Below are 13120 nucleotides of genomic sequence, written 5' to 3'. Positions count from 1 at the left end.
GCGTGCCGGCATTTTTGCAGTTGTTTAGGCTGGAGTATCTGGCGAGTGAGGCGAGCGGACATAAAGATAGAGTCCAGCAGCCAATGCGAGTGCGATCACCGAGACGGATGTCCATTGAGCCGCTGTCCAGTGAAACAGGTAGCGGGGCGAGTCGCCACGCAGCAGCTCCAGCAGGAAACGGCCCAGGTTGTAGAAAATGTTGCAGGCGAGGAACAAGTAGCCTCGCTTGAGCGGCTTGCGCATGAGGATGAGGAGCAGCGCAAAGATAATGACGTCCATTTGTCCTTCCCATACTTCGGCAGGCCACAAAGGCTGATCGCCAAAGGTCGCGCGGGCATTGGTTCCTTCCGGGTAAAGGATGCCAAAGTTGCTTCCGGTCGGGTCACCGAAGGCATCACCGTTCATCAGATTGGCATCGCGACCAATGCTTTGACCTAAAATCAGCCCAGGCGCGCATAAATCAGCCAGCTCCCAAAACGAGAGCTTGTGCTTGCGGACATACCAAATGCTAACGAGAATGGCACCTACGATTCCACCCTGAATAGATAGCCCGCCATGCCAAATCGCGATGATTTCCTCTGGATGCTTGGAGTAAAAATCCCAGTCGAAGAAAAAGACTGCCCAAAAGCGAGAACCGATAATCGCACCGATCATCATGGGAACGAGCATATTCATGAGGTGATTGCCCAATTCCTCTTTCTTTTGCAGCTTGGCCAACGTCAGGGTCACCCCGACACCCAGGGCGATCGCCAGCACAAAGATTAGGCTGTACGAGCGAATGGGGAATGAGCCGATATGTGCGAGATATTGATGCAAGAAAATCCCTTCCTTCCTCTACGTAGATCAGGCGAATTGGGAGCCCGATCCTAACCTTTCGTCATGCAATAATTACCTATATAACCATACCAGAGTGTATCCGATAGCAACAGAAAAATTAGATGGTGCCGTAAGATTTTGCTTCAGAATGAAACAGGAGCAGAGTGCACCAAGCCGCCTTCCAGTAGAAAAACCGGATGAAAGAGCAAGATTCAGAAAAGAAGGTTCCCTTACAATCATAACAAGATAGGAAAGCGGGCTGTCGATGAAGGATGTCCCTTTCTATATCCTAAATGATGTCCAATATGGGGGAATAAGGATGGATACCAGCATAAACCAAAATCAGGAAAGGATGATGGGCAACAAAGGTTTTCGCACGTTTTGGCTCAGTCATACCGCTACCCAATTCGGGAGCCAGGTGGCCTTCTTGGGACTGCCACTAGTCGCATCCCTCACGCTTTCGGCAACGCCTATGGAAATGGGCATACTCGGTGCCCTGGAGTACGCTCCGTTTTTGTTCATTGGTCTGTTTGCCGGGGTGTGGGTAGATCGGTTTCCCAGACGCCCCCAGCTGATTCTTTCCAACGTTGGACGTGCTTTATTGTTGGCACTGATTCCCATAGCTTCTTTTGCGGGAGTCCTGAGCATGGGGTGGCTGTACATCATCGCTTTTTTGACCGGCATTGGCACTGTCTTTTTTGACATCGCCTACCAGTCGTACTTGCCTGCATTGGTAAACAAGGAGCAGCTCGTAAAAGGAAACAGCCTGCTGGAAGGGAGCCGATCAGCAGCGCAAATGTCCGGCCCAGGTTTAGCAGGGGCCATTGTCCAATTCACTGCGGCACCTGTCGCAATGTTGACCACATCGCTAGCCTTTCTTATCTCAGCATTTTCACTCTTGTTCATCAAACGAGATGAAGAGGTTTCTTCCAGTCCCGGCGCAAAGAGAGGGTTATGGGAGGATATTCGCGAGGGATTGCGTCTATCGTTTTCCGAACCGTTACTCTTCGGTGTGATCCGCTGTTCGGGCATTTTCAATTTCTCATGGAGTGTCATGTTCAGTGTCTACGTGCTTTATGCGATTGAGGAACTCCAATTGTCCTCAGGCTGGTTGGGATTTGTCTACGGAGGAATGGGGGTGGGCTTCTTCCTAGGGGCTTCACTCGTCCACAAAGCCATTAGGAAATTTGGAATGGGGCCGGTCGTTGTAGGTTCTGCAGCCATCGCTGCTTGCGGGGGGCCGTTCGCTCCGCTGGCAGTGGGCTCAGACGGAATGACTGCCTTGATACTTTCGGTGGGTCAGTTCTTCTTTGGACTTGGCATATCGATGTGGAGTATCAGCACGCTCAGCCTGCGACAGACTATCGTACCCGCACATCTGCAAGGGCGCGTGAACGCCACCGTCCGCTTCGTCTCTTGGGGAGCCTATCCCCTTGGATCACTCGTGGGCGGTTATCTTGGCAATGCGTTTGGAATGCGGATCGCGTTGATCGCGGGAGCTGTAGGTCTTGCCGTATCGGTTTCTACGCTGCTATTTACCCCATTTTTGCGAAGGAAGGAAAAATCGGTACAAGAGTTAGAGAAGGGTAATTTTAAAGGGATAGGGTAATCGGCAGTGCCAAGAAAAACGGCCCCTCGCAATGGCAAGCGAAGGAGCCGTTTTTTGTGTGCAGCGTTTATGTTTGACTGTTGGCTGGTTGGGGCTTTTTCTTCGGAAGCCAAAAGGTGAAGACCAGGCAAGCGAGGGCGATGACAGCGACGATGACGAAGTTTTGATGGATGCCAGAAGCGAGGACAGCCGGCGGAACCTGTGCCCCTGCCTCGGAATGGCTCGTAATCTGCTGATTTAAAATGGTTCCCAGCACCGCGACACCTAAGGTTTGTCCCAATGTCCGCAAAAAGGTATTGGACGAGGTGGCAACTCCCCGCAAACTCCAGTCTACAGCGGATTGCACGACGATCGTAAAGATGGTGATGGTTAACCCAAATCCGAGTCCCATGACAAAAATTATCCCTAAAATGAACCAAGGAGCAGTCGACATCGTGAGGAAAGTCAAGCAGAAGGTCCCGATTACTAGAAAGAGAATGCCCAGTACGGAAATCCGCTTGGCGCCGTATCGTACGAGCAGCCGTCCACCGACCGTCGAGCCGATCGGCCATCCGATGGACATCGGCATCAGGATCAATCCTGAATAGATCGCTCCTTTTTCCAAAACGCCCTGGATCCACAAGGGAAGATAAGCGGTGATGCCGATGAGGATGGCACTCAATAGAAAAGAAATGAGATTCGGAATCGAGACTTCGCGAATGCGAAACAGCTGGATGGGAATCATCGGCTCCGGATGACGTCTCTGAATCGCAAAAAATGCGCCTAAAAATACGACGGTCACTAGGAAGAGCGTGTAGATGACAGTGGAATTCCAAGCGTGCTCATTGCCGCCCGAAAGCAGTGCGTACAGCAGGGCCGTGGTACCGATCGTAAAAGTAACCGCTCCGCCGTAGTCGATTTTCCGTTTTCGTTTTTCCAGATTCTCATGCAGATTTTTGGTGATCAGCCAGATAGAAAGCAAACCGAACGGAATATTGATGTAAAAGATCCAATGCCAGCTGACATAATCCACAAAAAATCCGCCGACGAGCGGGCCGAAGATTCCTGCGACTCCCCAAATGGAAGCAAAGAGACCTTGCACCCGTGCCCTTTCTTCAAAGGTAAAAATGTCGCCGATGATCGTAAAGGTGATCGGGACGACGGCACCTGCTCCGATTCCTTGAATGGCTCGGAAAAGGATCAGCTGCTCCATGCTCTGCGAAAGGCCGCACAACATGGACCCGATCAAAAAGATGGAGCATCCGACCAGGAAGACCTTCTTCCGCCCGAACAAGTCGGCGATCTTGCCGAATATCGGAGTCGTTACGGCAGAGGTCAGCAAGTAGACGGCGTATACCCAGCTGATGAGCTCCAAGCCCCCGAGTTTATTGACGATTGTCGGCATGGCCGTACTCACGATCGTCGCTTCGATCGCGGAAAGAAAGGTGGCGATCATGAGCGCGATGGTGATTTTTTTCTGATAGGCGTTCAATAGTTACTCCCTCCCATTGATTTGCATGCGCAGGGTACGGGATAGCCGTTCGAGCATCTCGTTCATGACTTCCAGTTCCTCCTTGTGAAAGGCTTGAAAGGTGATGTCGTTGCTTTCCTTCGTCCGTGGCTGCATCATTTCCAGTGTTTTTGTCCCTTTCTCCGTAATCCGCACCCGAGTCAGGCGTTTGTCATCCGGATCACTCCAGGTCGTGACCCAGCCGCCTTTGCCCAACCGTTCGATGAGCCCCGTCATATTTTGCTTGGTGACGAGAATTTCTTCACTCAGCTTGCTTAGGGTAATGCCTTCATTCCGAGAGATAATACCGAGCAGCTGCCATTGCTGGACACTCGATAATCCCGTTCCATCCACCAGTTTTACCCCCAATCGGTTGATGAGGGCTGAGAGGCGAAGCAAGTTTAGGATAATGCGCACTTTTCCATCCACAGCAGGTTCTCCTTTGAAATGGTCAACATATGGACTATCGTAACGAGTAAAAGAATTGTAAAAGGGATTCGGCAAATCGTCAATATGTTGACTACCGCGTAGGTGCAAACCAGGAAGGCGCACCACCGCATCGGGCAGCACGCCTTTCGTGTTATTGCGGATTGGTCGTCCAGATGCCTGCTGTTTTGACAAAAACGCGATCCGGCAAAAGCAGGGTGGCGAGAGCGAGCTGTGCGACATCCTCGGGCTGCAGCATCCGATGCTCTTCCCCGATCTTCAAGCCGGCCTTTGCTGCCAATTCGGTATTTACAGTGCTGGGCGTGAGAGCCGTCACCCGGATATTGTGTTTGCGAACCTCTTGGAGCACGGATTCGGTAAAACCCAGCACAGCAAATTTGGAAGCACAATAGGCAGATCCTGTAGCGAAGCCGCGTTCTCCGGCTGTTGAAACGATATTCAGGATGGAACCGCTGCTGCGGTCCATCATGTCCGGCAGGGCATAGTAGGTCATGTAGTAGGTTCCGAACAAGTTTACCTGAATCATTCGTTCCCACTCTTCAGGCGGCATTTCTGTGACGGTGCCAAAGCTCGCGACGCCTGCGTTGTTGACCAAAATATCGATTGGCCCGAGATCGTGCTTGATCTGGTTGTAAGCGGCTTCTGCCTCGCTTCTCTTGGACACGTCAGCGGAAGCAAAAGCGGTCTTCGTTTGATGCTGGCTGGATATGGTGGAAGCGATCTGCTCGAGATCAGCAGTCGAGCGGGCGACGAGGCCGACACGCACGCCTTCCTTTGCGAGAGCCAGAGCAATCGCGCGTCCAATCCCTTTTCCCGCCCCTGTGATCAAGGCGTTTTTTCCTCTCAGCTCCATGCGAGATCCTCCGTTTCTGATGGATTTGTTCCGGGTGTTCATGTTTCGTAGATAAGGTAACCAGTTGAATGGGAGGCCATTCAGGAAGGAAAAGCGGGGCAGCTATACGGGCGGCAGAGGCGCTATGTACTGGGGGAAAAAAGGGGCGGGCCAGTCTGTGCAATCGGCTGAATATTTCCTTTTTGGTGGCGCACAGGGAATGATTCCCTTATACTGAAACCCTGGAGAAGCTATACTTCAATCCATGTCTGGCGGATTGAGGGGGAAAGCGAGTGATAAAATGGATGCAGTAGGAAGACAAGAACGGAAGAGACTGGCGACGCGCCAAAACATATATGATACAGCCATCAACCTGTTTCGGGAAAAGGGCTATCATGCTACGACAGTAGAAGAAATCGCGAACGAGGCGGACGTGGCCAAGGCGACGTTTTTCAAGCATTTTCCGAAAAAGTATGAGCTCATCGAGGAAGTCCTCAACCAGCGCAGGGAAAAGCTCTGGGCAGCGTCGAAGGATGAGAAGATCAAGCATCTTTCAACCAAAATGCAAATCAGCCATATGATGAATATCCTTTGCCAAACGATTGAGAATGATCGACCCTTGTCAGAAATTGCTCTGCAAGAATTTATGGGCTCAGGGGACTTGTTTAGAGAGGAAGCTCCTTCGATCGAGATCTTTTTCCAGACGCTGGAGCGGGGGAGACAAAACGGCGAGCTTCGGGCGGACGTACCGACTCGTGTCGTGGCCAGAGTGTTGTGGTCGTACTATCTGGAATCCTACCTTGCTTGGTCGCGAAATGTTCAGGGGCCATCTCTGGAAGCGATGCTGCGAGAGGGAGTAGAAATTGTGTTTCGAGGGATAGAAGTGGAGAAAAAATGAGCAAGCCTCCCACGAGGTTTGAATGACCCGCCTGGCAGGAAAAGCCCCGGCGGGTTTTTGTTTGCGCGGCGGGTCACAAGTCAGGTTATTTCACGACAATCTTTACGCGCGTCCCATCAGGGTATTCGTCCACTTGATTGGCAATCCATGAACCTGCGCCCCGATTATCCGAGGGGGAAATATAGGCGATATCCGCGCCAGTACCGCCTTCCTTGCACATCGCCATCGGCCATTCATCTCGATCGTAGCGTGGCTTAGTGGGCACACCTTTGAGGGATTGCTCGCGGTTTTCATCCGCACCTTTGCGGTCGATGGTACAAACGGCGGGTTGACCTTTGGCGATGGCAGAGCGTATATGCTCGGCAGTCTGAGGATATTTGCTGCTGGGGAACTCCAGCACGTAGTCTGCTTCGGCGCTGTTGGTCTGCGTCTGCGGGGCATGCTGCTCGAAAAAATAGGAGCCGATCGCAAACAGTAGGGCGACGATGAAGAGGATGATTTTTTTCTGCACGGCTGCTCTCCTTGGGTCATGTTCAAAATGGGAAAATACCTAGCTAATTATACCAACTGTCACGCAGGATGCATCGGGCAAAATGCTTAATTGGAAAAGTTCTAATAAATTCCAATTTACCGTGCCTCCCTTTCTTAATGTCCAAAAAAACCTCCCGTCTGGAAAATCAGAAGGGAGGTTTTAATTCTTCTCACTCGCAGGGGGAGGACTGACTCGCGAGAACAGTCTCTTCATGCAAAACCAAGCAATCAATGGCCCCGTGCCAATCAAGAGAATCAGCCAGTTTAAAGTGGAGGGAGAGGTGCTGAAGGATGTCACCACGAGGAAAATGAGAATCCCTGTCAGGCGCCCGGCGTCCAGCCCAAATTCCCTCAGCACGACATACTCCACTCGATTCTTCGCACTCTCTTCATTGGTTCCAATCAGATCGAACACCGTAGAAATAATGGGAACGGAGAATAAGGGATAGGCCAGACTGACAGCCACGCCGAAAATGAGCAAGGTCACATAGCTGACTTTCCAGAAAAAGAGGGAGACGACAGCGCTCATAACCAAGGCTCCGCAAAACATGCCCCATTTGCGGTAGTGCGGCTTTAACCATTTTCCTACGATGTAATAGCTGCCGAGGCCGACGGCGGACGTGATCAGCCAGTAATTGCCCAAGGTCATCTCGCTTTTTGTTGCGATATAGACCAGAAGACCAATGACAAAACCGAAGACGCCTTCTCGCAGGCCCTGACCTGCCAAAGCCCCAAACGCCCAGCGCCAGTTCGTATCTTCACGCAAGCTATGGATGGCAAAAGACCAGGCGTAATCGCCCTGTGACTGACGCTTTTTCAGAAAAAAGCTGATGACGACACCCACGACAAACAAGACGAGAGAAATCGTAAAGATCAAAGTATACCCTCTGACATCTGTCATGCGGGAAATGAGATAGCCAGATATCCAGGGAGCCAGCATTCCGCCACCGGAAGCGAGCAATCCAGCCCAGCCATTGAACCGATCCCGATTGTCCCGCTCCGTGATTTCAAAGTACACGACGTTAAAGGAAAGCCAGAAAAAACCGTTCGCCATCCCTTGTACCAGCCCCAGCAGAGCGGAATACGCAACGACTTTGGTTCCCAGCATCAGCACCAGCAGGTAGAAAAGGGCTGAAACCGCCATGCCTGCCCGCAAGACGTTCATTTTGTTGAAACGCTTGACCCAGGCGCCAGCAAGCCAAAAGGTAAGCGCACTGGCGAGATACGTGGCAAAAGTAAACCAAGCGATCGGGGCGAACTGGCTTTTCACTTTCCACAAGTAGACGTTCACGAAGGTGCCGGATAAGGCGCCTGCGGTGATGAATAACAGGTTGACGAACAGCAGCAGCTTGGCTTGGGCATCGAGCTGGCCGTGTCCGCGTTTGTGCACTTTTTCATTCGGATGAACCCGATTCTTTCCCGATTGGCGCAGATTGTGGAGAATGGCGGGGAAGCCGGTCTTCGTCTTGTGGTGCATGTGTCTGCCCCTTTCCATTTTATGAATTGAGGTGGCCCCGTTCATAACGTGCCCGATTGGAAGAGGGAATAGACGATCAAACAGTAATTCCCTTTGCTCCATTCGTTGGAAAAAAACAAAAACTTTCGAGAGTTTGGAAGGAAATACGCCGCCAGGTACCCAAATAAGGAGAGAGCAGGTAAGCTGACGCAAAGGGGTAGTGAAATGAGTACCGTAATTTTTACCAATGGACGTATCTATACAGGAGATCCCCGGCACTTATTCGTACAAGCGATGGTCGTCAAGGATGGACTGGTCCACGACCTGGGGACAGATGCGGATATGACTTTGCAATGGGGCAGAGGAGATGCGACAATCATCGATCTTGGGGGCTGCACAGCAACGCCAGGCCTGATCGACAGCCATCTTCATTTGGGCTGGCTGGGATTGACCTTTCTCCAATTGGATTTGAGCAAGGCGACTTCCAAAGACGAAATGCTTTTCTTGATTAAACAAAAGGCCGAACAGACAGCTCCTCATCAATGGATTCAAGGCTTTGGCTGGGACGAGAACCTGTTTGTCGGCGGGGGCGGCATACCTACCCTGGAGGAGTTGGACCAGGTTGCGCCTCATTGCCCGATCCTTTTGTCCCGCATATGCGGCCATGCCAATCTCGTGAACAGCAAGGCATTGGAACAAAGCCACTATCATCCGGATATGGAGGTTCCGGCAGGAGGAGTGATCGTACATGATCCTGTCACGGGAAAACCAACCGGTATGCTGCTCGAAACGGCTTCCAATCTGATTACGCCGCACATTCAGAAGCCCAGCTATGATTCGTTGAAGCAAGCGCTGCGCAGCTCTATCCGCTATGCGATGGAGCACGGCCTGACTGGGGCGCATACCGAGGACTGCCGGGAACTGCAAGGGCTGGGTCAAACCTATCGACTCTATGACGAGCTGATCAATGGAGAAGAACTGGCGCTTCGCTGCAACCTGCTGGTGTATTACCCGAGCATGCACGAGCTTCGCGACCTGAAGATGTATGCAGGCTACGGGAACAGTCATGTGAATATTGGTGCAGTGAAAATCTTTGCAGACGGCGCGTTGGGCCGTCGAACGGCATATCTGTCTGCACCGTACGCGGATGATCCTTCGACGAGCGGTTATCCCGTTCACGAACAGGAGGCGTTGACGGAGCTCGTTCGCCAGGCGCGAGAGCTGCAAATGCCAATCGCCGTACACACCATCGGAGACAAGGCGCTGGAGATGGTTCTGGACAGTCTGGACCAGTTTGCACCTGTGGCGTATCGAGATCGTTTGATTCATACGCAAATCCTTCGGCCGGATCTGCTGGAGCGTTTGAAGCATCCGAACCGTATCGCGGATATCCAGCCACGATTTTTGGCTGGCGATTTCCCTTGGGTGATCGACCGCGTCGGAGAGGATCGCATCCAACACTCGTATATCTGGAAAACGATGCTGGAGCGGGGGATCATTTGCGCAGCAGGATCGGATACGCCCGTGGAGCCCATCAATCCATTGCTGGGGATTCATGCTGCGGTTACCCGAAAAGCACCGGGCGAAATGCACGATGGCTATCTCCCGAATGAAAAGCTGACCATGCAGGAAGCCATTCACCTGTTCACGCTGGGAAGTGCCACGGTCACCAATGAAGAACAGATGAAAGGAACCTTGTCGCGTGGAAAATTTGCCGATATGACGGTGTATTCTCATGATCTATTCTCGATGGATCCGGATGAGCTGCTGTCGACCAAGGTCGTGATGACCGTCATCGGAGGAAAGGTCTGCTATTCGAGATAGCCGGATCTTTCAACCGTTGTATGCGTCACCCATGTAATCATATGGCATAGCGGATGGCACAATCGGGAGCCTGGACGCCAGCTCTCGTCAATTCACCCAGATTCGCGCCTTTTCCTCCGACGAGAGCGATCGATACTTTACTGGTTTCTTGAAAGGAAAGAACATATGGATTCACGGAAAATACCTCCGAAGATCGCTTGTTATCGTAGAAAGAAGCCATCAGAAGTATTCCCGTTGCTGGTGAGATTATGAAATGGAGTGTGCGCCTGCTTTGGAAGAAGGAGAGCTACAGCGGGAGGTTGCGCTCGGGAAGCGAAGGAACCTCCTGCTTTTTTTTGCGCAGGAATCGGCTGGGGTCAATTTCCGCGATCAATACGCTCACTAATACAAGGGAGGCACCGATATAACCGCGTGCGCTCAGGATCTCCCCGTTCAGCAGAAAGGCGAAAATGGCGGCAAATACGGGCTCCAGCGAAAAGATCAAGCCCGTGTGCGTGGGTGTCGTATGCTGCTGGGCGACAGTTTGGACGACAAAACCGATGGCGCTGCACAAAATGCTGAGCACGAGGACGGCGAGCCAGGCATTGGGCGTGTGTGGGAGTCTGGGAGACTCAATGAAAAGGGAAAAGATGAGTCCAAAAAGAGCGGCAAACCCAAGCTGGTAGACGCCGAGCTGAATCGCGTCGGACTTCGGAGCCAGCCTGCCCGTGACGATAATGTGGGTGGCGTAAAACAAGGCCGTTCCGATGCACAGCGCATCGCCTTTGCTGATCTGAAGCTCCTCTGTCAGAGTCAAGAGGCCAATTCCGACTAAGGCGAGTCCTGCCCCGAAGAATACACGATTTTCAGGCCTGTTTTTCAGCAAAATGGAGAGCAGGGGAACGAAAATAACCGTTAAACTAACGAGAAAGCCTGCCTGAGAAGCCGTCGTGGTCTTCACGCCTTCTGTAACGGTAGCGAACACCCCGAACAGAATGGCCCCCAAGATGAAGGCGTGGAGCACTGTTTTACGATTGGTCCGCAGCATTCGTTTATGGAAGAAAGTGGCGGCAATCAAAAAGGCAATTCCAAACCGAAGGCCAATCAGATTGAAAGTCTCGAGATCCGTCAGACCCATTTGCATGAACAGGTACGACGATCCCCAAAAAAGAGTAACGAGCAGCATGGCGAGATCGGCTTTAAGCTGCGGTTTCATGACGAGAGTCCCCCTAGGACCGGGCAGCATTTTTCTCTGTACCGGATATTGTGTCGACTCAAGTATAAGCGTATCTTATAAATAATAAAAATGAATGTTTATCATTATTTGCATGAAAAGAATTTGTGCAAAGAGGGAGTGGAAGTTGTGAGCCTCAACAAATTTGAAGTCTTCGTCACCGTCATCGAGTCAGGGAGTTTGACGAGGGCGGGTGAGCTGCTCGGATTGACGCAATCAGCGGTCAGCCATGCGATCGCAAGCCTGGAGAGAGAATACGGATTTTCGATCCTGACGAGGGGGAGATCCGGGATCAGTCTGACGAGCAACGGGGAGCACTTGCTCAAATACATGAGAGAAATGCTGCGCAAACACGAGCAAATGATGCAGGAGGTCTCGGCAATCAACGGAATCGAAGTGGGAACGGTGCGCATCGGAACGTTTACGAGTGTGTCGACACAATGGCTCCCGGGAATCCTCAAGCAGTTCCAGGACCAGTATCCCGCCATCGAGATCAAGCTGCTGGAGGGTTACTACGACGATATCGAGAGCTGGATCGTGTCAGGCGCGGTAGATATGGGCTTTGTTTCGCTGCCGACTTCCGAGACGCTGGAGGCGGCACCGCTGCATCAGGACCGGATGATGGTAATCGTGACGGACGATCATCCTGTTTCCCTCAAAGAATCGGTGCCGATCAGCCAGCTTCAGCAGGAAACCTTCATCATGCCAAAGACCGGCTGTGACAATGATATTCAGCGCATCTTCCGAAAAGCCAGATTTGCTCCAAAGGTCAAGTATGAGCTGGGGGACGATCACGCCATCATTGCCATGGTGCAGAGCGGCCTTGGCATTAGCATTCTGCCGGAGATGATCCTGTTTCGCCTGCCGCCGAACATCCGAGCGGTCCCGCTCGAGGGTGATCATTTCCGCTCCCTCGGGGTTGCTGTTCCTTCGATGGCACACTTATCGCCCGCATCGCGCAGATTTTTCGATTGCGTCACCACCTGGGTACGTGAAAACACCTCACCACAGTAAGCGGGTGAGGTGTTCGTTTTTCTAAGTCTCCGTCATCGTTCCTCCGTTCACATGGAGCACTTGGCCTGTCACATATCCGGAATCGTCCGAAGCCAGGTATACATAGGTCGGAGCTAATTCGAAAGGCTGGCCTGCACGGCGCATGGGTGTATCTGTCCCAAGCGTCGTGATGTACTCTGCGGTGTAGCTGGAGACTTGCAAAGGTGTCCAGATAGGCCCAGGTGCAACTGCATTGACTCGGATCCCGGAATCGACAAGCTGAAGCGACAGGGAACGGGTGAAAGAAACGATGGCTCCTTTGGTAGCCGAATAGTCGACAAGCAGTGAATGTCCCGCGTAAGCCGTTACCGACGTGGTGCTGATGATGGAGCTGCCGCATTGCAAATAGGGGAGCGCTGCCTGCGTAAGGAAAAAGTGGGGGTAGATATTCGTCCGAAACGTATCCTCCAGCTGCTGGCGGCTGATTGAAAGAATGCTCGTTTGCGGAAACTGTACGCCCTGATTGATGACGAGCACATCTACTTTTCCGTAAGCGGCGATCGTTCTTGCCACGACCACGCGACACCATTCATCATCCCGCAAATCGCCTGGCAAAAGCAGGCAGCGTGCTCCGTACCCTTCCACTACTTGCCTGGTTTCTTCTGCATCGATGTGCTCATCGAGATAGGGAATCGCGACGTCTGCGCCTTCTTTGGCAAAGGCGACGGCGACTGCACGACCAATCCCGCTGTCACCTCCCGTAATGATCGCCACTTTGCCTTTCAGCTTTCCGCTGCCCGCATAGCCAGGATTGTCGTATATCGGACGCGGCACCATCAAATATTCCATGCCAGGCTGTCGGTCCTGATGCTGGGCAGGAAAGGAGATGGGCTGCTCTTCACACTTGGTTCGAAAACCGTAATAGGGGTAAATCGGGTACAAAACCAATCCCTCCATTGATCACTCGATATCGCCATGATATTCGCCTAGTTCAATGGAGGTGAGGGGCAAA

13 protein-coding genes are annotated in these 13120 nt (G+C 52.2%); 4 read left to right on the top strand and 9 right to left on the bottom strand.

Annotated features, from left to right (window positions below; genetic code table 11):
• Positions 1-24: 24 nt before the first annotated feature.
• Entirely contained in the window at positions 25-816 is a 792-nt protein-coding gene (lgt, locus tag JNE38_RS18705) for a prolipoprotein diacylglyceryl transferase (protein WP_203255138.1), read from the bottom strand.
• A 319-nt stretch (positions 817-1135) separates the two neighbouring features.
• Between lgt and JNE38_RS18700 the strand changes: the two genes are divergently transcribed.
• Positions 1136-2425 carry an MFS transporter gene (locus JNE38_RS18700; protein WP_238933372.1) on the top strand — a complete coding sequence of 430 codons (1290 nt, stop codon included), beginning with the start codon at positions 1136-1138 and terminating at the stop codon, positions 2423-2425.
• 67 nt (positions 2426-2492) lie between these two features.
• Here the strand turns inward: JNE38_RS18700 and JNE38_RS18695 are convergent, their stop codons facing one another.
• The 3 genes from JNE38_RS18695 to JNE38_RS18685 form a co-directional block, all read right to left on the bottom strand.
• A complete protein-coding gene (locus JNE38_RS18695) occupies positions 2493-3896 on the bottom strand; it encodes an MDR family MFS transporter (protein WP_203255137.1) in 1404 nt (467 codons plus the stop codon).
• Positions 3897-3899: 3 nt separating this feature from the next.
• Positions 3900-4343 carry a MarR family winged helix-turn-helix transcriptional regulator gene (locus JNE38_RS18690; protein WP_203255136.1) on the bottom strand — a complete coding sequence of 148 codons (444 nt, stop codon included), beginning with the start codon at positions 4341-4343 and terminating at the stop codon, positions 3900-3902.
• Positions 4344-4494: 151 nt separating this feature from the next.
• The gene (locus JNE38_RS18685; RefSeq protein ID WP_203255135.1) at positions 4495-5214 is read right to left on the bottom strand and encodes a 3-ketoacyl-ACP reductase; all 720 of its coding nucleotides are present in this window, start codon (positions 5212-5214) and stop codon (positions 4495-4497) included.
• 280 nt (positions 5215-5494) lie between these two features.
• Here JNE38_RS18685 and JNE38_RS18680 point away from each other — a divergent pair, with 280 nt between their 5' ends.
• The gene (locus JNE38_RS18680) at positions 5495-6091 is read left to right on the top strand and encodes a TetR/AcrR family transcriptional regulator (protein ID WP_203255134.1); all 597 of its coding nucleotides are present in this window, start codon (positions 5495-5497) and stop codon (positions 6089-6091) included.
• An 85-nt stretch (positions 6092-6176) separates the two neighbouring features.
• Here JNE38_RS18680 and JNE38_RS18675 read toward each other — a convergent pair whose 3' ends face one another.
• The gene (locus JNE38_RS18675; protein WP_203255133.1) at positions 6177-6602 is read right to left on the bottom strand and encodes a NucA/NucB deoxyribonuclease domain-containing protein; all 426 of its coding nucleotides are present in this window, start codon (positions 6600-6602) and stop codon (positions 6177-6179) included.
• Between the two features lie 180 nt (positions 6603-6782).
• Positions 6783-8099, bottom strand: coding sequence for an MFS transporter (locus JNE38_RS18670; protein WP_203255132.1), 1317 nt, complete (start codon positions 8097-8099; stop codon positions 6783-6785).
• 204 nt (positions 8100-8303) lie between these two features.
• On the opposite strand from JNE38_RS18670, the gene JNE38_RS18665 reads away from it, so the two are divergent.
• The gene (locus JNE38_RS18665) at positions 8304-9902 is read left to right on the top strand and encodes an amidohydrolase (protein WP_203255131.1); all 1599 of its coding nucleotides are present in this window, start codon (positions 8304-8306) and stop codon (positions 9900-9902) included.
• Between the two features lie 37 nt (positions 9903-9939).
• Here JNE38_RS18665 and JNE38_RS18660 read toward each other — a convergent pair whose 3' ends face one another.
• Together JNE38_RS18660 and JNE38_RS18655 are read right to left on the bottom strand one after the other, a co-directional pair.
• Positions 9940-10077 (bottom strand): hypothetical protein, encoded by a 138-nt coding sequence (locus JNE38_RS18660; protein ID WP_203255130.1) that lies wholly within the window; start codon positions 10075-10077, stop codon positions 9940-9942.
• A gap of 111 nt (positions 10078-10188) precedes the next feature.
• The gene (locus JNE38_RS18655; protein WP_203255129.1) at positions 10189-11097 is read right to left on the bottom strand and encodes a DMT family transporter; all 909 of its coding nucleotides are present in this window, start codon (positions 11095-11097) and stop codon (positions 10189-10191) included.
• A 147-nt stretch (positions 11098-11244) separates the two neighbouring features.
• Between JNE38_RS18655 and JNE38_RS18650 the strand changes: the two genes are divergently transcribed.
• Positions 11245-12129 carry a LysR family transcriptional regulator gene (locus JNE38_RS18650; RefSeq protein ID WP_203255128.1) on the top strand — a complete coding sequence of 295 codons (885 nt, stop codon included), beginning with the start codon at positions 11245-11247 and terminating at the stop codon, positions 12127-12129.
• Between the two features lie 21 nt (positions 12130-12150).
• On the opposite strand, the gene JNE38_RS18645 is transcribed toward JNE38_RS18650, so the two are convergent.
• Entirely contained in the window at positions 12151-13050 is a 900-nt protein-coding gene (locus JNE38_RS18645; RefSeq protein WP_203255127.1) for an SDR family oxidoreductase, read from the bottom strand.
• Positions 13051-13120: the final 70 nt, after the last annotated feature.

This window comes from Brevibacillus choshinensis (assembly GCF_016811915.1).
Classification (GTDB): Bacteria; Bacillota; Bacilli; order Brevibacillales; family Brevibacillaceae; genus Brevibacillus; species Brevibacillus choshinensis_A.
This window is presented reverse-complemented; position numbering and strand designations above follow the sequence as displayed.